Genomic DNA, 20911 nt, shown 5'->3' on the forward strand with positions numbered 1-20911 from the left:
CAACAGCAACCTATTTGTTAGCGAGACAGGAGCCGGGTTTGAAGATTTACCTTGTGGGAGGAGCTGTACGTGACAACCTGCTTGGCAGGGCAGTCACAGAGCGCGACTGGGTGGTCGTAGGTGCAACCCCGGAGCTACTGCTGCAACAAGGTTTTCAGCAGGTAGGTCGGGATTTCCCGGTGTTCTTACACCCTGAAACCAAAGAAGAGTATGCGCTGGCACGTACTGAACGCAAATCTGGCAACGGTTATACCGGCTTTCATTGTCAGGCTACCCCGGACATCACGCTGGAAGAAGACCTGCTGCGGCGTGATTTGACAATTAACGCTATCGCACAAGATGAGCACGGCCAGTTATTTGACCCGTATAACGGCCAGCGGGATTTACAAAACCGCCTGTTGCGCCACGTCAGTGAGGCATTTAGTGAAGACCCGCTGCGGGTGCTGCGGGTGGCGCGCTTTGCCGCCCGTTACGCCCACCTCGGCTTTCAGATTGCCGAAGAGACGCTGCAACTGATGCAGGCCATGACGCAGGCCGGTGAGCTGGATTTTCTGACACCTGAACGGGTCTGGAAAGAGACGGAAAAAACACTCGGCAGTGAGAACCCTCAGGTCTATTTTCAGGTACTGCGCGACTGCGGTGCGCTGGCCGTGTTGTTTCCCGAAATTGACAGGCTATATGGCGTGCCGGCTCCGGCCCAATGGCACCCGGAAATTGACACCGGCATCCATGCGATGATGAGCCTGGCGATGGCTGCCAGACTGACCGATGCTATCGACGTGCGTTTCGCCACCCTGTGTCATGATCTCGGCAAAGGCCTGACACCAGCAGAACTCTGGCCCCGCCACCACGGTCACGGCGCGGCGGGTGTACCGCTGGTGCAGGCATTGTGCCAGCGATTACGCGTACCGAACGGCCTGCGCGATCTGGCTTGTCTGGTGGCCGAATACCATGACCTTATCCATACGGTACAGATAATTCGCCCGCACACGTTACTCAAATTATTCGATGCTCTTGATGTCTGGCGCAAGCCTCAGCGCCTTGAGCAGTTGATTACCGCAAGCGAGGCGGACGCGCGCGGGCGAGCCGGGCTTGAACATCAGCCCTATCCGCAAGGCGACTACCTGCGCGATGCCTTCGCGGCCGTCAGCGAGGTCAGCAGTGCCGAGGTGGTGGCCGCGGGCTTTCAGCATGGCGCGATTAAAGACGAGCTGCAACGCCGTCGGCTTCAGAGACTGGAAGAGTGGAAAGCCCGTCAGCCGCATGACGGTAAATAACGCATATCAAAACGGGCAGGCCGCCATAGTCGCCCATCATGCGGCGGCCTGCATCCGATTACGCCAGCACGCTCCAGACGATGGCGGCGACAACAAAGCGGTAAAGCGCAAACGGTATGAACGAGACGCGCTTGATAACCTGAAGAAAGGTTTGAATCGCTATCATCGCGACAACAAACGCGGTAACAAACCCGGTGGCGAACATGGGTAAATCCGCCAGCGACAGGAAATGCCAGCTTTTGTAGAGATCCAGCACGCTGGCCCCAAGCATGATGGGCACTGCCAGAATGAACGAAAACTCCGACGCGGCATAACGATCAACCCCTAGCAGCATCCCCCCCGAAATCGTCGCCCCGGCGCGGGAAAAACCCGGCCACAGCGCCAGACACTGGAAGCAGCCGATAAGAAACGCCTGTGTGTAGCTGATATCATCAAGCTCGCGCGCTTTTGGCCTTTTGGGTTTCAGCCACTCTGCCAGCAGCAGTAACACCCCGCCGGCTACCAGCGCGTAGCTTACCGTCACCGGGTTAAACAGCGCTTTGATGGCATCATGCAGCACCAGCCCCAGCACCACCGCAGGCAGCATCGCCAGCACAATGTGCAGCAGCGTCAATCGGCCACGACTGAACAGATTACGCTGCGGCGGCCGACCAAAATGCAGGCCGACAAGGCCGAACATCCGCCGCCAGAACACCACCACGACCGCCAAAATCGACCCTAACTGAATAATCACCTCAAAGGTTTTTGCGGTTATCCCCTCAAACCCCAGCCAGTGCGCCACAATAATCATGTGCCCGGTGGAAGAAACCGGCAGAAACTCCGTCAGCCCTTCCACCACACCCAATATCAACGCTACCCACAACGAATGCAGATCCGCCATCACCCGTACACTCCCTTCCTGCCACATAAAAAAGCGGCCTTGCCAATGGCAAGCCGCAACATATTCGCCCTTCGATGCCGGTTTCCCGGCTATCACCGGTTATTTCACCGGCGTTCACTGGCGCTACGCCTGCGTTCTACACGCAAGCAGGCTTTCCTGACGTTAAAATAAACCGGTTATCTTTTGATGACCTGACGTTTTCCCTACCTAAATAAACGCTGAGTTAGCGTCATACGACTACCGACTCAGGCCGGTTTGCGCACGCCACGCTCAATAATCACCCCAACGCTACGTGCCTGCGCCACCGCACCGGGTTTACTGACTTTTATCCGCAGCCACGCTATCGCAAAGCGCTGCATCAGCATCGAGGCAACCTCGTGCGCTACTCGCTCTACCAGTGCAAAACGCCCGCCCTCGACCAGCGCGATAACCGCGTCACTGACATCGGCATAGCTCAGGCAGTGGGCAACATCATCGCTGGCTGCGGCGGCCTGATTATCCCAGGCCATTTCGATATCGAACACCAGCTTTTGCCTGATGCTCTGTTCCCAGTCATAAACACCGATAGTGGTAATGACACTCAGCTCTTCAATAAACACGATATCCATCACGTCATCCCCTGTTTTTACCGCCGCCGGATACCACTTCCGGCAGAAAGTGCGTATTATCCACAGATGCTGAACCTAAAACGACCCTTATTGGACGGAAGCCGTTTATGAGTGTTATCGCGCCCGGAATGATTATCGTCGCGTATCTGTGTGGCTCCATCTCCAGTGCGATTCTGATCTGCCGTATTGCCGGCCTGCCCGATCCTCGTACTCAAGGCTCGGGAAATCCGGGGGCCACGAATGTCTTACGCGTTGGTGGTAAAATCGCGGCAGCGGCGGTGCTTGTTTTTGATGTCCTCAAAGGCATGTTGCCGGTCTGGGGGGCATACGCACTGGGCAGTTCACCGCTCTATTTGGGGCTGACGGCGATTGCCGCCTGTCTTGGGCACATTTATCCGGTATTTTTCCAGTTCCGCGGTGGTAAAGGGGTGGCAACAGCATTTGGAGCCATCGCACCTATCGGCTGGGACTTGACCGGGCTGATGACCGGCACCTGGTTGTTAACCGTGCTGCTTAGCGGTTATTCGTCGCTCGGGGCCATTATCAGCGCACTGATTGCGCCATTTTATGTCTGGTGGTTCAAACCCCAGTTCACCTTTCCCGTCGCCATGCTCTCGTGCCTGATTCTGATGCGCCACCACGATAATATCCAGCGCCTCTGGCGCGGTCAGGAAAGCAAGGTGTGGAAGAAATTACGCCGCTCATCCTCCTCACCGGATGACGCGCCCCATCAGGACAATCACTGAATCCTGAGCCCAGCACTGCGATGTTGCGTCGCTTTAGCGCCGCGTCATCGGGCGCTAAAGCCGGGTGACGTTCAGACCACCGCCATCACCCTTGTATTAATACCACTGCATTTTAATACCAGTGCATTATCATCACTTTAATAGCGCCTGAGCGAAGTTTGCCGTCTGCGGGGACAGTCGGAATTGCGCCATGCTGGCCGCCAGTTCATGAGCCTGTTCCTCCAGTGAGCGGGTGGCAGCGGCGGATTGTTCCACCAGTGAGGCATTTTGCTGAGCAACGGCGTCCATTTGCGAAACCGCCTGATTCACCTGCTCAATCCCGTTACTCTGTTCACGGGTCGCCCCTGAGATTTCGCGCATCAGCGTCGTCACCCGCGCCACGGCCGAGGAGACATCGTTCATGGTTTCTCCCGCCACACGGGCAATTTCCGCCCCTTCATTCACCTGTGTTTGCGAGTCTTGCATCAACGCTTTGATCTCTTTAGCCGACTCGGCGCTACGCTGCGCCAGATTACGCACCTCTCCGGCGACAACGGCAAAACCACGCCCTTGCTCCCCGGCGCGAGCCGCTTCCACTGCCGCATTGAGTGCCAGAATATTGGTCTGAAAAGCAATCCCGTCAATCATGGTCAGAATGTCAGCGACCCGCGCGGCCGTAGCCGAGATCATCTGCATTTTTTCCAGCATCTGATTTGATGCCTCGCTGCCTTTATCGGCAATGTCCGATACCTGTTTGGCCAGCAGATAAGCCTGATCGGCATTATCCGCATTTAATTTTACCGTCGAAGCCAGTTGCTCCATGCTGGACGCCGTTTGCTCCAGCGAGGCTGCCGACTCCTCAGTACGCTCGGCCAAATGGCTGTTGCCAGACGCCAGCTCACGAGTACCCACATCAATCTGCCCGCCGGCATCCCGCACTCGCCCGACCGCAACCGATAATGATGCTTGCATCAGCCTCATGGCCTGAATCAGACGACCAATTTCATTGTGACGTCCCTCCTCGATTTGGCCGGACAAGTCACCCTGAGCAATGATTTCAAGATGCTGCACTGCACCATCCAGCGGCCGTAATACCCACTGGCGAATCGCCCACCAGGCTAATACCGCCAGCAATATCGAGATACACAACGCACTTCCGATGCCCAATAACCGGCTGGATGCCAGCGTATCAGCCTGTTGCAACAGGTTTTCCCCGACTTGCAGCGCATAGTCACGAAAATCGTTAATGGCGGTATCCATCGCCAGTGTCAACGCCGGCAGGGTATCTTGCATTAACGTGTAGTAATCATCGAGATCATCATTGCGTAATGCCGTTAACAGAGGCTGTACCCCCTGGCGATCGTAAGCCTCGTAGGCAACCTTAATATGTTCAGCCAGCTCTGCTCCGCGTTGCGTTACCGTGCCATAGGCCAAAAACCGCGTCATCTCGCGGCGAGAAGCCTCGGTATATTGCGCGACCTGCCCGGTGCTCTCGCGTGCCTTGTCAATCAGGCCTACCTCATGCAAGCGAACCGCCTGTGCCGCCGCTATTCTGGCCCGCAGCGTGGCGGTATAGCTCGCCGACAGCGCACTAAGTTCCTTGCCCTGAATTTTGTCTACCGACTGTAATGAGCGATTTCCCTGACTAATCGCACTTGTCCCTATTCCAGCCACCACTGCCAACAACACCAGCATCATTGCAAGCAATGCCAACAACCCTTGCTTGACCGTAATACGCTTTAGCATCCGTACTCTCCCTTTGTGATACAAAATCATAAAAAATAAAAATAATTTCCTGTGCCACTCATCCGGCTAAAGCCATTCCCCCACAACCGGATTTTGCCAGATGAGACGATTCGGAATCAGAGATTATCGGAATGCTGGCAGCATTTCTTTAGCTTAATTAATTATTTACATATTACTAATTAGCAAGGTGTTCATTTTTCACCCTTCTGCCTGCCGGGAGGCACGAGTAGCCTAAAAACTCACGACTTTCGCCATCAGTTGGCTATAATGACCGCCACTCCATTCTGGTTTGAAGAAGAAGGAAACCGACATGAGTTTGAATACCGTACCGGCGGGCAAAGACCTCCCGGAAGACATTTATGTAGTTATCGAAATCCCGGCTAATTCTGATCCCATCAAATATGAAGTGGACAAAGAAACCGGCGCGCTGTTTGTAGACCGTTTCATGTCTACCGCGATGTTCTATCCGTGCAACTACGGCTATATCAATAACACCTTGTCACTGGATGGTGATCCGGTTGACGTGCTGGTGCCGACGCCGTATCCGTTGCAGCCGGGTTCTGTGATCCGCTGCCGTCCGGTTGGCGTGCTGAAAATGACTGATGAGTCTGGCGAAGATGCGAAAGTGGTTGCCGTGCCGCACACCAAACTGAGCAAAGAATACGACCACATCAAAGACGTTAACGATCTGCCGGAACTGCTGCGAGCGCAGATAGGCCATTTCTTTGAGCACTACAAAGATCTGGAAAAAGGCAAGTGGGTAAAAGTGGAAGGCTGGGCGGATGCCGACGCCGCAAAAGCGGAAATTCTGGCCTCTTTCGAGCGCGCCAAAAAATAAAGCCGCCACGACAGCGGACGTATCGCCTTCACTGTGACGGTGGCCGCGATACAAACAACAACACCGCCACAGGCGGTGTTGTTGTTTTCAGGGATGTTAGGCTAACCTGCCCGTGTTTCACTCCTCTTCAAACGCAGGTCGCCACGAACTGCCAACACCAAACTCCGCTTCATAAGCCGGTCGTGCCGTTACCGTGTCGTAAATGATGTGCAATTTTTCAATCAACCCGGCGCTATTCATTTCCAGCACATCGACACACTCAAAATGCGCAGGCTCACCCGACGGCAACGTCCACTTGAATTTAAACCAGATGGTTATCAGCGGTCGGCCATCAACCTGTGAACCTTTAGTCACACCTTTCAGGTTAATTTTCGCGCGCCCGGTGTCTTTAAATAACGCAGTATAAAAATCAACCGCTTTTCTCGGGCCATACAGCGGTGAGAACACCACGCCATCGGGCGTATAGAGATCGAGAATGGCGCGAAGATCGCTCTTCTCCAGTGATTCAAGGTAAGTTTTAGCAATTTGATCCGGTGTCATTATTTTTCCTCCTGAAGCGTGATATCCATTGTAATTTCACAGGCTGCCAGCGGCTCGGATAGCTGCCATGCAGACAAAACATGGGGGGCCAGTTGCCCGGCGTGGCCAATAATATCGCCCGCGTCAGTGACCAGCGCAGTGACGCCTGATGTGGCCCAGGGAAGCGGCTCATCTTCCCGGCAATGCACCGTCACACCTTGTGCAGCCAGTGCTGCCTGCACCGCTGTCAGCAACTGCCCGCCGTCCCGGCCCAAGGCTGCCAGATGAAACGGCTGGCGGGGAATCGCCGAATACAGTTGTGCCAGTTGTTCGTCAGACGGCGCAGAGCCCGTGGCGATGGCCGGTGCCGCAGACAACAGGCCCGGCAAGAACACCCGCGCACGTTCAAAAATACCGTTACTGTGAGCGGGTAAGGCCGCGCTCTGTTGCTGCCAGAGGTTCAATAGCCCCGGCAACAGCAACGGACGCAGCACCGGTGCCATGCCCGCTATCGGGTTGCGTAGCTGCCAGTAATTTGGTGCGTTGCTTTGCGATGACGCAGGTAGCAGAGGAGCCAGTTCCTGAACGGATGTAAAAGGAAAAGTAGAAACCTGCACCAGCCCCTGCGAGGCCAATGTCCACTCCGTCAGGCTATCACCGCGGCTTGCAAACGCGGTTTCCACCCCGGCATGACTCAGTGCCGCCGCGTGGCTGTGGGCATAAGTCACATCACCATTTACGATCGGTTGTAAATCCTGCAAGCCGTCTCGCAGCATCAATGTACGCTCCACACCGATACCAAATGAGAAGGCGCGAAACTCATCCGGGTTCACCCCACAGTTGATAAGTACATTCGGGTGAACCATGCCGCAACCGCCCCATTCAATCCAGCCTTCTCCCTGACAGGTCGGGCACGTTGTTGATTGCCCGTGGCACTGGTTACACTGAATGTCGATCTCTGCCGCTGGCTGGGCATAAGCAAACTCGTAAGGCCGCAATCGCGTCACCAGATCTTGCCCAAACAACGCATGCGCCAGTTCATCCAGCAGTTGCTTGAGATTATCCATCGTCAGATGGCGGTCTACCGCCAGCCCTTCCAGTTGATTGAAAACCGGGCTATGCGTGGCATCCAGCGCATCAGGGCGATAGGTTCGCCCGATATGAAAGCGGTATAACGGCGGTGCTTGCGTGAGCAAGGTGCGCGCCTGTACCGGTGAGGTATGAGCCCGCAGCACCAGCCCGGAGCGCGGCCCGGGCGAGTCGGGCGGCGTTAACGAATCAGGCCGTTTCGCGCCAACCTGAGCCAGATAAAAAGTATTGTCCGGGGCACGGGCAAAATGGTCATCCGCCATATTCAGCACATCAAAATTGAACCATTCAGCTTCAATTTCTGGCCCTTCCATCGGGGTATAGCCACGCGCCTGAAAAAACCCGGCGATGTGTTGCCTGAGCAGCGTCAGCGGATGCAATGAACCGAGCGCAGGCTGGCAACAGGATGTCATGATGAAGCACCTTGTAATGTCCAGGCGGCAATACGCTCATGTACCAGATCCATCATGTCCCATGCCTGACGGCACAGTGGCAGCAGAGACTGTATTTTTTCAGCCGGCAGGCTATGCAAATACCCCTGGCCGATGGCACGGTGGTCATCATCGGCCTCCGCGTGAACATCAAAATAGTCACCTTCGACTTCTGGCTTGTGGAAGATCTCTGAGGTTGCCAGGCCAAACACATGACCGCTCGACTCCACCACCAGATGCACAATCACCAGTTTTCCGGCTTCATCTTGCTGGTACATCTGAGAAACAAACCAGTTGCCTGCCGCTTCCAGAATCGGATCGTACACCGTCTCGTTAATCTGATAACGTACCCGCAATAACTCATCATGCCCCACTTCTTCCATGAAATGACGCTGATACTCCTCCTGCAATGCCGGCGTCACACACAGCGCCTGACGCGCTAACACCATTTTCTGGAAATAGCATGACCATACATATAAGGCAGAAACAAAACGCTGGCGTAATTTCGCATCTTTTTGCAACCGACCGGAAGAGAATAATTTAAACAGTGCATTTTGCTGGTGACGCCCTAACAGGGTTTCATTCACCTGATGCAGGCTATTTAATGCATCACTGAAGGTGACTCTTGCCTGAGTTTCATCTTCATATAATCCTTTACCTTCAAACTGAATGGACAAGCCATGAAAGGTTTCACCTTCTCGTGTGGTAAAACCGTGATTTTGAAATGGCTCGACACAGACAATATCTCCTTCATATAACTGACGCGGGCTGTCACCGGTTAATTGTACTGAACCACTCGTAACAATAATCATCGACTTTGTCGGATGCTGGTGCACATCCAGTGTTTCACCCTCTCTTAAACGCACCCAGGCAAATGACAGCCGACCATTCTCTGGAATAAAACGCGCCAGGTTTTCATCCCGACGAAAATCTCGATGCTGCCCCAGCAAATGGGTTTCACCATTCACTTCGACATGGGTAATCGCACGAATTTGTTCACGCGCAATCACATTCACAACCGCTTGCTGTTCCTTATTCATTTCCAACGACTCCTTGTAATTCACATCTATTATATTTAACGCTATTGACGAGGCCGACCAGGCCCATAAAAACCATTCGCATAACTTTATAAGAAAACCTAAAAGCTTTCCGAAGATGCTCAAACATTATTTTGAATCGACACACTCACTATAATAATTTCATCTCCGTATTTTTAACACCCTATTTATTACGCAACACGCCGATGAGATCATCCATCACATTAGCGGCTGCCAGTGAAATACGAATATATCCCACAAGCCCCATTGGATTTGGCAAAACATCAAATCCGGCATTGAGTAAACGGGTGGCAAAAGACTCAGGGGCTTTGATCGTGATAAACCCGGCATTGGAAAACACTTTTTCTATTTCGGGAATATGTCGCAGCAGTTGCGCTACGCGTTCACGCTCCTGAATGAAGAGCGAAATCTGTTGCTTTAATTGTGTGGTATTTGACAGCGCCGCTTGCGCCTGCTCGATAACCGGCTGTGGCAGCGCAAACGGGAGCCTCACCTTCATCATCGCGCGAATAAGCTCCGGCTGGGCCAGCACGGCACCTAGACGCAAGCCCGCAAGCGCCATACCTTTCGACAAAGAACGCACGACGATTAATTGTGGATAATCATGAATAAGATGACGAAATGAGCGCCGGGAGGCATATTCAACATAGGCTTCATCCACCACGACCAGCCCGGAGAAATTTTCCAGAATATCCATCACCTCATCAACCTTCAGGCTACTGCCAATCGGGTTATTCGGGTCGCAGAGGAATAGGCCTTTTGCCTGGCTTGCCTTTATTTTTTCGACATTCAGGTGGTTAAAATTACTGCCTAAAAGAGGGATCGGCTCCAGTCGAACAGAATAAACCGTAGCGAGCTCATCAAATAAGCGAAAATTAGGTGGCGTGACAATAACACTGTCTTTAGCCGGTTCAAAGAAGGCGCGAAAAATTAAATCCAGCCCATCTGAAGCTCCGCGTGTCATGAGCACCATATCCTGATGCCACTCCCGGCTATCATCATGGCCCTCTATCTCATTCAGGGCGTTAAGATAACACCCCGCAAGCGATGGATAGACATTCGGAGGGTAACGATTTTGCTGGCCGCCAAAGGGATTTTCGTTATCGCGGAGGTTAATCATCCCTCGTTCCTCCGAGCGGGAGGAAAAACTGAAGGCGGGCGTCATATTATTGACTACATCCCTGATTAATAATTTTTTCATTTTCATCCTTGTGCAAACAGAGCATAAAATGGCCTATCATGCTTTCTTTTTACACTTATTGCATTTTAATATTAAACTTATTTCCTGCTACCATAAGTAGTGGCAGCCAACAAGGAAAAGTATTTAATATGAAAAGCAGAAAAGCATAAATCCAGGTAACAGGCCTGCATTCTTCCCTGACCATAAATGGTGTTATCAAAAAACTGGCAGACAAACCCAAGCCAGAATGAAAAAATAAAAAGACACAGCATGACTGTTAATAATTTTCATTATTGAATCAAAATTACCACACTGTCAAGTATCATAAAAAACAAAACACACATAAAAATTAACAACAAAAAATTTCTTCAAGAACAAAAGATAGAATTAAAAAATATCAACAACATTTCTTTACACGAAAAAGAATAATAAAGAAATAAACCTATGGAAATAGGCAATAGTAAAACAGCCAGTGACTATTTAGTTAAAAAATTAATCCCGGTTACTGCTATCAGCAACCGGGATTATTTAGGGTGTGGCGTAATGTGAGGCTATGGCTCTTCGTGACGCTTTAACCAGTCTCCGCTGGTAATGCGACGCAGGCCAGTGACCGGGCGTTGGTACAGGTAAATCCAGGCACTGCCATAAGGTGTTGCAATCAGCTCACGCTTATAAGCCCCTACACTGCCTTCTCGCTTCAATTCATCCAATTCCGCCAGAATCGATGAACTGATCCGATAGATCTCGCAGTGAATCTCTCCTTCGCCTGCTACTGCCGCAGGGTAGTGGCCCAAATCATACAGCTCATAGCCTTCAAGCTGATGGTCCCCTAACCACTGGGCATTGGTCATCCAATGACTGTTTCCCTGTTTGCGCCGTAAACTGCCGTAGACAATAACTCGCATGGCTAAAACTCGAACTGATAGAGCACATCGAGCGCCTGGCTCACGCCAGACACCGCTTCCAGGTATAGTTTCGGCATTAAACGGTAACGTAAGGTTAGCGTTGCCAGTGAATCAAACAGGCCAACCCCGTATTTGACCTGTAGGCCCGGTAGAACGTAGCCGCTGACGACAACCTGTGATTTATCGCCAACACCCTGTGTATCCAGAGCTAAATTGCTTACGCCAAAGGCCTCGCCGATTTTACCCACAACTTGACCACTTTGTGCAACCCCCAAACCAATCAGCGCTGATGTCATCATCGCACTGTCCGTCCCCGTGCTGTTCAACCCTTGCCCGCGTAACAGATACGATAACGCTTCTTGCTGCGACAATGTGGGCTCGGAGAAGACCTCCAGTTTCGGCGTGGCCGCCGGGCCGGTAATTCTGACGCCAACCGTGACACTATCGGCGGTGTTATCCGGGTTACGGATGGCTTCAATATTGAGCACCGGCTGAGTGGGTGGCCCGGCAAACAGCAGTTGGCCTTTGCGCACCTGTAAATCTTGCCCATAGGCTTTAAAACGTCCTTCAGGCATAACAATTTGCCCATTCAGGCCAAGCCCCTGAGTATCCTGCGTGACGTTCAGGTCGCCTCGTAACCGCGCCCGCAGGCCATACGCATCCAGCCAGACATCCTCTCCCACCCGCACAATCAGATTGCTGACAATCGGGATTGATGCCCCCGCCGTTGTGGCAGGCCGATGTTGTGCATCCAGCATCACCTCATCATCCGATACCGCCACGGTGCTCTGCGGCATCTCATGCACCACGATGCGTGCCCAGGGGATAGTCACGGTTCCATTGAGCGCCAATAACTGTGGGGAGGCGTCAAACACAATGTCTGGAGACACATCCAGTCTTGCCATCGGCGGCACCGTCACGCGCATCCGCTCCCCCTTCACCGCCAGACGCGCCCGCCACGCCTGCGGCTGCGACCAGTCGGCATTGCCCGCCAGATTGATTTGCCCCTGTGCGCTCGCCAGTACACCTTGCAGTGAAGAGGACATGCCGTTGAAGATAAACGTCAGTTGTCCCTGGTTTAAATCGACCGGAATGACATTGCTCTGCGCTGACAGCCCCGTCAGCGCCAGTTGGCCAAATACCTGCGGATGCGCCACACTGCCACCAAAGCGCAGGTCAGCATTCATCATGCCATTGGCATTTTCATTCTGGCGCAGCATCGGTTTTAGCAACGCCAGCGACACGTCGTTAATCGACAGGGTGCCGCCAAGCGCCCGCCGTTGCTGTGGGTCGGTTATCTGAATATCGCCCCGGATACGGCCATTCCCTTCAATGCCCGCCAGCCATGCCAGCCGCGCCTGCCCACGTTGCAACGCGGCATCCAGCGTCAGGGTGTTGAATGTTACCGGCAGCGCTGCGCCACCTTGTAGCGCCTGACGCACACTCACGCCGCTGCCATTAAGCTTCAACCGGGCATCCGGCAGGCCGTCGCCGGGCTGCCAGCTCACCTGTGCGTTGCCGGTAATGTTGCCGCTCACCGCCGTCTGTGGGCTGATAAACGGCTTGAGTATCGACAGGTTAAAGCGGTTAAGCGCCAACGTGGCCTTGCCGCTGGCTCCGGCTGCTATCGGCTGCGGCACACACAGTTCAGCCTCAGGATGACGCCAGCAATGCGCCCCCAGCGTCAACACCTGAGTGGTCGCCTGATAGGCCAGTGCCAGAGAAGGCACCAGCCGCCACTCACCAACCGGCGTATTAAAACGGGTATCGGTGAGCTCGCCTTGCCAGCGTTGTCTGGCCCGGTCAACATGGCCGTTCAATAACCACTGCCCGCTCAATGGCTCACCTTTTATCATCACCCGTAGCTGATGCTGATTCTCATCTCCCGTGGCCCGCAGGCTCACAGAGGCCAGCCGCCATTCATCCTGCGTCAGTTGCTGCACCTGCAAGGCCAGCGAACCACGTACCTGCTGGCCTGTCTGTACATCGCCAGTAAGCGTTAGCTGCCCAATGCGCAGTTGCTGCCAGCGTAAACCGCTGGCATCCAGGCTGGTTTGCAAATGGGGTTGCTCGCGCGAGCCTGAAATACGCACGTTACCGGTTATCTTCCCGGCAAGCTCTGGCAGCAGGCCATTGAGTGACGGGGCATTGAGCTGCCCATCCAGCTGCCACTGTTCGCCCACACGGCCTTGTAGCGAGAGTTGATTGCGCCCTAGAGCCACCACAACGCCCGGTATCGACCACTGGCCACTGTCATCTCCGCTAAGAGTCCCTTTCACCGCCACCCGGTTCTGCCGCACCTGTCCATCCAGATTTAACTGCGGGATATCCAGTTGCCAGTGGGTGGCCGACAGGCTACCGCGTGTACTCAATGAACCGTCCAGCCGTACTGGCCATTGCGGCCATTGTTGCGCGCTGTTAATACCGCTAAGCGCCAATTCGGTACGCCAGTGCAGCGCATCAGGCCAGGCCAGTTCTCCGCTGATGTTTGCCGTGCCTTGCAGCGCCGCCAGTTGCAGTTGCCTGAAGGTAAATTGTTGTTCGCTGCCGTTGCCATCTAGCGTCAGCGTTGCCGGGGGCAATGCTTGTCCGGCGATGTCGGTGCGTAACGAGAGCGCATAGTCGGTCGCCCGGCCACCCAACGTGAGTTGCAGTTGTTTGAACTGATATAACGCCTCACCGGTGAGCGGCCAGCGCAACTGTGGGCTACTCAGGTTGATAGCCAATGGCAACCCGGCCTCGGCCAGTGAGGTTTCAATGCTCAGTTGCGCTGACTGCGGGCCGGATAAATTCATCATGACCTGCAATTGCTGACGCAGGCTGCCTGCGGCCGTCAGCCGAATCCGTTCACCGCTGAGTACCTCATCACTGACGATGACATTGGCCGTTAACGTGAGCGGCCAGTCATCGGTAAAGCTCATCTCGCCCTGCGCAGAGAGTGTGCCTTGTGGCAACACCACCCTTAATTGCTGTAATACCAGCGCCTGTTTTCGCGTCTGAGCCTGTAGCTGAACGTTCGATATCCGCAGCGGTTGTTCGCCCTGAATTCGCCAGTCTTCACCGCGAAAATCATCAATGGTGAGATCCAAAGGCAGTGAAAACGCAGGCATGGCCGGTAGCAACGGAGTGGCAAACAGGGCGCGTAACCGCTCGCCCAAGGCAACGGCCGCCTCAGCAGGGGGACGCGCAGGCGCAGACGATGCGGGCGGCACAGTGAGCTCAAGCCCGGTCAATTGCGTGGGCAGTAACGTCAATGCTCTCCCCTGCCAGTTCACCCCGGTTTGCAGCGTGCCAAGGGTGATTGCGGTGCCATCAATCACTATCTGGCTGTCGCTCAGGCGAAGATGGCGCAGTGCTATCGCAACCGGTGCACGGCCGTCACTCTCGGTTGGCGAGGAGGCGGCTTCGGCAGCCGCAGGCGTCTGTTGGCTGCTGTCCACCCGCACACGCAGGCGTTGTAATGACACCTCATCCAGACACACCTGGCTGTGCCACAGACAGGACGGTTGCACTGCCAGATGCAGCGCCTGCACCTCTACGCTGACGCCGGTTGTCTGATAACGGATGTCTTGTAACGTCAGCGCAGTTAAGTCCCCCTCTACCTGTTCAATGGTTAACCCCGGCACCCAGCGTGTGGCCGTCGTGAGCAGCAGATGCAGCCCCGTCGCCGTGCTTATCAGCCACGCCAGCAAGAGCAACACCGTCAGTAATAACAGCGTCAGGCCAATACCGGCTTGTTTTATTTTGCTCATAGCTCCGGCCCCAGCCCGATATAAAATTGCACGCCGTGTCTGTCGCTATCGCCAACAGGCCGGGCGATATCGAATTTTACCGGGCCAACCGGCGAGGCCCAGCGCACGCCGATACCCGCGCCTGTTTTAACATGGGTTTGCGTCAGATCATTAATGGCTTCACCGCTGTCAACAAAGACCGCGCCCCACCATTTGCCGCTCAGGTTGTACTGATATTCGAGCGATCCGGTGGCAAGCTTCGTCGCCCCGGTCAGTTTGCCGTCACTGTCACGCGGGGAGATGGATTTGTATTTATAGCCGCGAATGCTGCGATCGCCCCCGGCAAAAAAGCGCAATGACGGCGGCACGCGGGAGAAACGGCTGGTTTCAATCCAGCCCAGATTGGCACGCGCCACAACGCGGTGTTTTTCCGCCACGGTACGCACCCAGGCGTGTTGCGCCTGAAATACCGCAAAATCGATATCCGAGCCCCACAGCGTATTCGATACATCGACCGAATAACGCTGGGTATCGCCCCACTCCGGCATCAACCCGCCACGCTGGCGGGTACGGTTGAGGCTCACACCGGGATAAAGCAGCATCGTGGTATGGGTGACATTGGCCTGAGTAAAGTGATCCAACGTCCAGCGCAGCTTCAGCGCCCGCTGCCACCCACTGGAAAGCTCCCAGTAGCGGGCAAGATTTAAGGAGGTGGAATCGGATTGGGTGTCGTTGAGATCTTCACGCTTGAATCCGCCCTGCACCAGATAGTAGTGCTCCAGCGGGTTTTTCAGCAGCGGGATCTTGTAACTCCAGTCGAGCTGTTGCTCCGGTGCCGACAGGCTCAGACTGCTGCTCAGGCTGTGGCCATAGCTGTTCACCCAAGGCTTGTTCCAGGTGGTTTTCAGGCGAGGCCCGACATCGGTCGCGTACCCCACACCGGTTTCGACACTGTTACGGGTTCGCGGCGTTAACACCGCATCCAACGCCAGCCGATGGCTCTGACGCCCGGCGGCCAAATCTGGCGCAACCACCACCGAATTAAACCAGCCAGTGGCAGACAAACGCCGGTTAAGCTCCCCCAGGCGCTCCGAAGAATAGGCGTCGCCCTCCTTAAATGGCACCAGATTTTGCAAATAGTCGGGGCGAATTTGGCTACCCTGAAACACCACGTTACCGAAATGGTAACGCTCACCGCTGTCGTAATCGATATCCCACCAGGCCTGCCGGGTGGACTGCATGACGGTTAAACGGTGCTGATTGAAGCGGCCATCAAAATACCCTTTACGCATAGACAGCGTATTGAGTTCGGTTTTGAAATCCTCGTAATTGCCGTGGTTCAACACGCCACCCACCACCGGACGATGCATTCTCAGCAGCCGCTGGTAGTCATCATCCTGCTGAGCCTGCCCACGTAACGCGATGCGGGCACCGGCTATTTTTACCGGCTCGCCGGGGCTAACCGTGACTTTCAGCACCGGGCGACCACGCCCCTCTGCGGGAATAAACTCAAAATCGATGGACGGGTCATAGTAGCCCAGCGCGCGAAGCCCCTGACGAATCGACTCATCGACGCGGGCGCGAAAGCGGTTATCGGCGTTAACTTCATCCGGTGTGATGGTTGAGAGCCGGGCCCGCACATTTTTTTGCAGCTCGCCCTCAAGCCCCATGAGCTGTAAACGTACCGTTGCCGCCCCCACCGCGGGAGACAACAACAGCCATAGCAGTACAAACGACGCTCGCCAGTACACCTTGTGATGCCGTAACTCTCGCATCAGGTGATACGTGCCGTGAGATACGTTGCCAAAGACGTGGTTTTTTATTCTGATGAAAACGCTCACTTAACTTCCTGGTAGTGTCAGCAGAATTGACGTGATTTCGTGTCAACAACAGACAAGTCTCTCTGTTACTTTGTTAACTATAGATAGCCATCCTCATACAGACAACGCCGTCGCTGCCATACACCGGTCATATTGCCGTGTTATTGCACTCTATAGCCGTGCTCTTGCACTATGTTGCCGTGTTATTGCACCATGCTGCTGTGCTATTGCACCACAAAGACCGTTCACATTAACTCGGTTATGCTCTGAAAACGTCAGTTCAGGGTGAAATTCAGGAGCCAAACGTGATAACCAATGTCGATAAAACACAGCAGATAAGCCAGGCCGATGCCCTACCCGGCCGTACCACACCGATGCCGGTCGCACGGCTACACGCGGTCAGTCAACATTCAATGACCCATGTCCCCCAGCATATGGACGTTGCTTTCTTTGCCATGGGCTGTTTTTGGGGGGTGGAGCGTTTGTTCTGGCAACAGCCCGGCATCTATAGCACTGCCAGCGGATACTGCGGAGGTTATACGCCAAACCCCACCTATCGAGAGGTATGCAGCGGTAAAACCGGCCATGCCGAAGCCGTGCGGGTGGTATTTGACCCTGCGGTTATCGGCTATTCACAGCTGTTACAGCTCTTCTGGGAGCACCATGACCCGGCGCAGGGGATGCGTCAGGGCAATGATATCGGCACCCAATATCGTTCAGCGATTTATGTCGTCGATGCGCAGCAAGACGCCGCGGCCAAAGAGAGTTACCAGCGCTTTCAGCAAGCGATGCGTGCAGCCGGTGATGCACGGGCCATTACCACCGAAATCGCCCCGGCCGGGCCGTTTTACTACGCCGAAGATGAACACCAGCAATACCTGCATAAGAACCCACATGGCTACTGTGGTCTTGGTGGAATTGGTGTTTGCCTGCCACCACAGGGGGAATTCTGACGGGCATTTAACCGTGCGGGTTTACCGTGTCTATTATCTAATGCCTGTTATACTGGAGTGCGCGACGGGCCGTATAACGGCCCTTTTTTTGTGTGCAGCACTGCTGCTCGCAGGGGAAGCCCCGTCGCTGCATCATGCACGCTAATGTTATTTCCTTTCAGAGGTTCGCGGTCCGTGACGACTGTGCGAAAAAATTATGCTAAACAGTCTGTTAATTATTTTATGCCTTATCGCCATCAGTGCGTTCTTCTCCTTATCTGAAATTTCGCTGGCCGCATCACGCAAGATAAAACTCAAGCTGATGGCCGATGAGGGTGACCTGAATGCTGCGCTGGTGTTGAAATTTCAGGAAACCCCCGGCATTTTCTTCACCGTTATCCAGATTGGCCTCAACGCGGTGGCCATTTTGGCCGGTATCATTGGTGATGCAGCTTTTTCTCCGTATTTCGAGGTGATGTTCTCCCGTTTTCTGCCCGAAGATATGCTGGCCAGAGCCAGTTTTGTCAGTTCTTTCGTGCTCGTGACCAGCCTGTTTATTCTGTTTGGCGACCTGACGCCCAAGCGCATGGGTATGATTGCTCCAGAAGCAATAGCCATTCGGATTATCAACCCCATGCGCTTCTGCCTGCTGGTGTTTCGCCCGCTGGTGTGGCTGTTCAATGGCATGGCAAACCTGATTTTCCGCCTGTTTAAGCTGCCAATGGTACGTAAAGATGACATCACCTCAGATGACATTTACGCCGTGGTGGAAGCCGGAGCACTGGCCGGTGTCTTGCGTAAGCAGGAGCATGAATTGATTGAAAACGTGTTTGAGCTCGAATCACGTACCGTGCCATCGTCCATGACATCGCGTGAAAGTGTGGTTTACTTTGATCTCAAGGAGAGTGAGAGCAGCATTAAGGAAAAAATCGCGCACCAGCCGCATTCCAAATTTCTGGTCTGCAATGGTACCATCGATCAGATTGTCGGTTATGTCGATTCCAAAGACTTGCTCAATCGGGTATTGGGCAACCAGAGCCTTGAGTTAACCAGCGGGGTGCAAATTCGCCCGGCGTTGATAGTGCCTGATACCCTGACGCTTTCCGAAGCGCTGGAGAGCTTCAAAGCCGCAGGTGAAGACTTTGCGGTCATCCTAAACGAGTATGCATTGATAGTCGGGATAATCACGCTAAATGATGTGATGACCACGCTGATGGGTGACCTGGTCGGCCAGGGGCTGGAAGAGCAAATTGTGGCCCGTGATGAAAGCTCGTGGCTGATTGAAGGCGGCACGCCAATCGACGATGTTATGCGCGCACTGGGTATCGATGCGTTTCCGCATTCCGATAATTACGAAACCATCGGCGGCTTTATGATGTATACGCTGCGCAAAATTCCTAAACGTACCGATTTTGTGCGCTATGCCGGATATAAGTTCGAAGTGGTGGATATCGACAGCTATAAAATAGACCAGTTACTGGTCACCCGGCTGGAAGAAAAAACGGCGACCAGCAACGAGCCTCATCCCGACACTCCCTAACCCGCCATAAATCATAACGGCCCGCAAGCGGGCCGTTATGGGGATACAGGCAACCGATTGAGCGCCTCAGCCCCAGTCTGCCTGTAATTTCAACACCTGACGGTTAATCTCGGACATCACCACCAGATGCTGTTTATCCTGCGTCTTCGGCAGCAGGATTCGCCCCTGATCGAACTCAAAAGCGCCAACCCCTTTAATATAGAGTCTGCCACGAAACAAAATCTTCACGTATTTGGCAACCTTCAGGGGATTATAGCGTTCGAAGATCCTCATCCTCTTTCTCTCCTCCCGTTATTTTCACCACATAGACCCGAAAGAAAAATCCTCTATCAGGTGTGTAGCGACTATCAGATTAGTCCACCAAGCCGGGAATAGGTTCCCACATCAGCAGAGTTTTTTATGGTTTTTACACATTTTTACGGAATAGATTAATGCCACACAAATTAAATCAGTATAAATAACCAGCTTATTGTAATGACATGCATTCCCCCCGAGAACAGGGTGCTGCGGGCTTCTCTCTCAACGGCGGCTAATCTAGCGTGCAAATATGACCAAAAAACGACAACCCAGCCTGACTGGCTGGAGCATCGCAAAGAAAGCCTTCGCAAGCAGAGCAAAAGAAAGGGTCAGGATGGCGGAGCGCATATCGGCTGGCGGCTGGGCACCAGCCGATATGCGGGGCAAGACTCAGAATAACGACACGCGAAAGCCGGGGTTCAGGAAGGACTCACGCGGCAGATAAGACAGCGTATTGCCTTGCCAGTCGTGCACCTGGGCTCCGGCAGCCAGCGCAACGGCATGACCCGCAGCGGTATCCCACACATTGGTCGGCCCAAAGCGCGGATAGAGCTGCGCGTTACCTTCCGCTACCAGACAAAATTTCAGTGACGAACCCACCGACACCGTTTGATGTTCACCTAACTGGCGCAGGTAATCCTCCAGCTCCTTATCCGAATGCGAGCGGCTCACTACCACCAGCGGTGGCCTGGCATCCCGTACCCGAATCGGCTGGCGCTGGCCGCGATCTTCTTTCCAGGCCTGCCCTTGCGCGGCGGCATATAACACCCCGGTCACAGGCACATACACCACGCCGAGTACCGGCTTGCCATCCTCAATCAACGCGATATTGACAGTGAACTCACCGTTGCGGCTCAGAAACTCCTTGGTGCCATCCAGCGGGTCAACCAGCCAGTAACGCTGCCAGTGCTGACGTTCAGCCCAGTCTTGCGGATCTTCTTCTGACAACATCGGCACATCAGGAAAATGCGCAGCCAGGCCGCGTGCGATTACCCGATGGGCAGCAAGGTCAGCGGCAGTCACGGGCGAAGCATCTTTTTTATGCTCCAGCTCCAGCGGCTGCTGACCGTTATAAACGTGCATAATGGCGTCACCGGCTTCACGCGCCAACTGACAGATCTGTTCTAACATCATTTCACCTCGGTTATACCTGCAAGCCCGATTTCAGCTGTTATACCGGGCTATACGTGTGTTTACTGATGGAATTTCATGCTGTATCTCACATTTTTTGCTGATATTTAACACCATATTCATCAAAATCTGCGATACACATTCAGATTACGCTGCCGACATGTCCCACCGCTCTCAGAGAGGCATCGGCACGTTGAAGCGACA

Annotated in this window: 17 protein-coding genes; 5 read left to right on the forward strand and 12 right to left on the reverse strand. The window is 54.0% G+C overall.

The features are described from left to right. Positions 1–38 precede the first annotated feature (38 nt). Positions 39–1277, forward strand: coding sequence for a multifunctional CCA addition/repair protein (locus DAQ1742_RS16250; RefSeq protein WP_035343924.1), 1239 nt, complete (start codon positions 39–41; stop codon positions 1275–1277). Between the two features lie 58 nt (positions 1278–1335). Here DAQ1742_RS16250 and bacA read toward each other — a convergent pair whose 3' ends face one another. Both bacA and folB read right to left on the reverse strand, forming a co-directional pair. Further along, positions 1336–2157: an undecaprenyl-diphosphate phosphatase gene (gene bacA / locus DAQ1742_RS16255; protein WP_180706341.1), complete on the reverse strand. Its 822-nt coding sequence runs from the start codon at positions 2155–2157 to the stop codon at positions 1336–1338. Between the two features lie 245 nt (positions 2158–2402). Continuing rightward, complete coding sequence (folB, locus tag DAQ1742_RS16260) at positions 2403–2765, reverse strand: bifunctional dihydroneopterin aldolase/7,8-dihydroneopterin epimerase (protein WP_035343928.1); 363 nt, start codon at positions 2763–2765, stop codon at positions 2403–2405. A gap of 107 nt (positions 2766–2872) precedes the next feature. Here folB and plsY point away from each other — a divergent pair, with 107 nt between their 5' ends. Next, entirely contained in the window at positions 2873–3511 is a 639-nt protein-coding gene (plsY, locus tag DAQ1742_RS16265; protein WP_035343930.1) for a glycerol-3-phosphate 1-O-acyltransferase PlsY, read from the forward strand. A 132-nt stretch (positions 3512–3643) separates the two neighbouring features. Here plsY and DAQ1742_RS16270 read toward each other — a convergent pair whose 3' ends face one another. Further along, positions 3644–5236, reverse strand: a complete 1593-nt coding sequence (locus tag DAQ1742_RS16270) for a methyl-accepting chemotaxis protein (RefSeq protein ID WP_035343932.1) — start codon at positions 5234–5236, stop codon at positions 3644–3646. Positions 5237–5546: 310 nt separating this feature from the next. Between DAQ1742_RS16270 and ppa the strand changes: the two genes are divergently transcribed. Further along, entirely contained in the window at positions 5547–6074 is a 528-nt protein-coding gene (gene ppa, locus DAQ1742_RS16275; protein WP_035343934.1) for an inorganic diphosphatase, read from the forward strand. 117 nt (positions 6075–6191) lie between these two features. Here ppa and DAQ1742_RS16280 read toward each other — a convergent pair whose 3' ends face one another. From DAQ1742_RS16280 to tamA, 7 genes are all read right to left on the reverse strand, one after another. Continuing rightward, on the reverse strand, positions 6192–6614 hold the full coding sequence (locus DAQ1742_RS16280) for a nuclear transport factor 2 family protein (RefSeq protein WP_035343936.1): 423 nt from the start codon (positions 6612–6614) through the stop codon (positions 6192–6194). Beyond that, positions 6614–8095 (reverse strand): tRNA ligase subunit PheS family protein, encoded by a 1482-nt coding sequence (locus DAQ1742_RS16285; protein ID WP_035343938.1) that lies wholly within the window; start codon positions 8093–8095, stop codon positions 6614–6616. Before DAQ1742_RS16285 ends, DAQ1742_RS16280 begins: the two co-directional genes overlap by 1 nt. Further along, positions 8092–9153 carry a cupin domain-containing protein gene (locus DAQ1742_RS16290; RefSeq protein WP_035343940.1) on the reverse strand — a complete coding sequence of 354 codons (1062 nt, stop codon included), beginning with the start codon at positions 9151–9153 and terminating at the stop codon, positions 8092–8094. The genes DAQ1742_RS16285 and DAQ1742_RS16290 overlap by 4 nt, the downstream gene beginning before the upstream one ends. Positions 9154–9334: 181 nt before the next feature. After that, complete coding sequence (locus DAQ1742_RS16295; RefSeq protein WP_232046535.1) at positions 9335–10291, reverse strand: aminotransferase class I/II-fold pyridoxal phosphate-dependent enzyme; 957 nt, start codon at positions 10289–10291, stop codon at positions 9335–9337. Positions 10292–10902: 611 nt separating this feature from the next. After that, a complete protein-coding gene (locus tag DAQ1742_RS16300; protein ID WP_035343944.1) occupies positions 10903–11256 on the reverse strand; it encodes a gamma-glutamylcyclotransferase family protein in 354 nt (117 codons plus the stop codon). A gap of 2 nt (positions 11257–11258) precedes the next feature. Further along, the gene (gene tamB, locus DAQ1742_RS16305; protein WP_035343946.1) at positions 11259–15008 is read right to left on the reverse strand and encodes an autotransporter assembly complex protein TamB; all 3750 of its coding nucleotides are present in this window, start codon (positions 15006–15008) and stop codon (positions 11259–11261) included. Then, entirely contained in the window at positions 15005–16762 is a 1758-nt protein-coding gene (gene tamA, locus DAQ1742_RS16310; protein WP_051124245.1) for an autotransporter assembly complex protein TamA, read from the reverse strand. The genes tamB and tamA overlap by 4 nt, the downstream gene beginning before the upstream one ends. Positions 16763–17115: 353 nt before the next feature. On the opposite strand from tamA, the gene msrA reads away from it, so the two are divergent. After that, on the forward strand, positions 17116–17760 hold the full coding sequence (gene msrA, locus DAQ1742_RS16315) for a peptide-methionine (S)-S-oxide reductase MsrA (RefSeq protein ID WP_035346298.1): 645 nt from the start codon (positions 17116–17118) through the stop codon (positions 17758–17760). A 196-nt stretch (positions 17761–17956) separates the two neighbouring features. Continuing rightward, entirely contained in the window at positions 17957–19279 is a 1323-nt protein-coding gene (locus DAQ1742_RS16320; RefSeq protein ID WP_035343948.1) for a hemolysin family protein, read from the forward strand. Between the two features lie 66 nt (positions 19280–19345). Here DAQ1742_RS16320 and DAQ1742_RS16325 read toward each other — a convergent pair whose 3' ends face one another. Both DAQ1742_RS16325 and cysQ read right to left on the reverse strand, forming a co-directional pair. Further along, a complete protein-coding gene (locus DAQ1742_RS16325; protein ID WP_035343950.1) occupies positions 19346–19552 on the reverse strand; it encodes a DUF1107 domain-containing protein in 207 nt (68 codons plus the stop codon). 414 nt (positions 19553–19966) lie between these two features. Then, positions 19967–20707, reverse strand: coding sequence for a 3'(2'),5'-bisphosphate nucleotidase CysQ (gene cysQ / locus DAQ1742_RS16330; protein WP_035343952.1), 741 nt, complete (start codon positions 20705–20707; stop codon positions 19967–19969). Positions 20708–20911: the final 204 nt, after the last annotated feature.

It is taken from the genome of Dickeya aquatica (assembly GCF_900095885.1).
In the GTDB taxonomy this organism is placed as follows: Bacteria; Pseudomonadota; Gammaproteobacteria; order Enterobacterales; family Enterobacteriaceae; genus Dickeya; species Dickeya aquatica.

Bases quoted from the DNA above. Each gene is read 5' to 3' on its own strand.
- folB (WP_035343928.1), bottom strand. From the start codon at position 2,765: ATGGATATCGTGTTTATTGAAGAGCTGAGTGTCATTACCACTATCGGT.
- cysQ (WP_035343952.1), bottom strand. From the start codon at position 20,707: ATGTTAGAACAGATCTGTCAGTTGGCGCGTGAAGCCGGTGACGCCATT.
- tamA (WP_051124245.1), bottom strand. From the start codon at position 16,762: ATGCGAGAGTTACGGCATCACAAGGTGTACTGGCGAGCGTCGTTTGTA.
- DAQ1742_RS16300 (WP_035343944.1), bottom strand. From the start codon at position 11,256: ATGCGAGTTATTGTCTACGGCAGTTTACGGCGCAAACAGGGAAACAGT.
- DAQ1742_RS16325 (WP_035343950.1), bottom strand. From the start codon at position 19,552: ATGAGGATCTTCGAACGCTATAATCCCCTGAAGGTTGCCAAATACGTG.
- plsY (WP_035343930.1), top strand. From the start codon at position 2,873: ATGAGTGTTATCGCGCCCGGAATGATTATCGTCGCGTATCTGTGTGGC.
- DAQ1742_RS16285 (WP_035343938.1), bottom strand. From the start codon at position 8,095: ATGACATCCTGTTGCCAGCCTGCGCTCGGTTCATTGCATCCGCTGACG.
- DAQ1742_RS16290 (WP_035343940.1), bottom strand. From the start codon at position 9,153: ATGAATAAGGAACAGCAAGCGGTTGTGAATGTGATTGCGCGTGAACAA.
- DAQ1742_RS16280 (WP_035343936.1), bottom strand. From the start codon at position 6,614: ATGACACCGGATCAAATTGCTAAAACTTACCTTGAATCACTGGAGAAG.
- tamB (WP_035343946.1), bottom strand. From the start codon at position 15,008: ATGAGCAAAATAAAACAAGCCGGTATTGGCCTGACGCTGTTATTACTG.
- bacA (WP_180706341.1), bottom strand. From the start codon at position 2,157: ATGGCGGATCTGCATTCGTTGTGGGTAGCGTTGATATTGGGTGTGGTG.
- DAQ1742_RS16295 (WP_232046535.1), bottom strand. From the start codon at position 10,291: ATGATTAACCTCCGCGATAACGAAAATCCCTTTGGCGGCCAGCAAAAT.
- DAQ1742_RS16320 (WP_035343948.1), top strand. From the start codon at position 17,957: ATGCTAAACAGTCTGTTAATTATTTTATGCCTTATCGCCATCAGTGCG.
- ppa (WP_035343934.1), top strand. From the start codon at position 5,547: ATGAGTTTGAATACCGTACCGGCGGGCAAAGACCTCCCGGAAGACATT.
- DAQ1742_RS16270 (WP_035343932.1), bottom strand. From the start codon at position 5,236: ATGCTAAAGCGTATTACGGTCAAGCAAGGGTTGTTGGCATTGCTTGCA.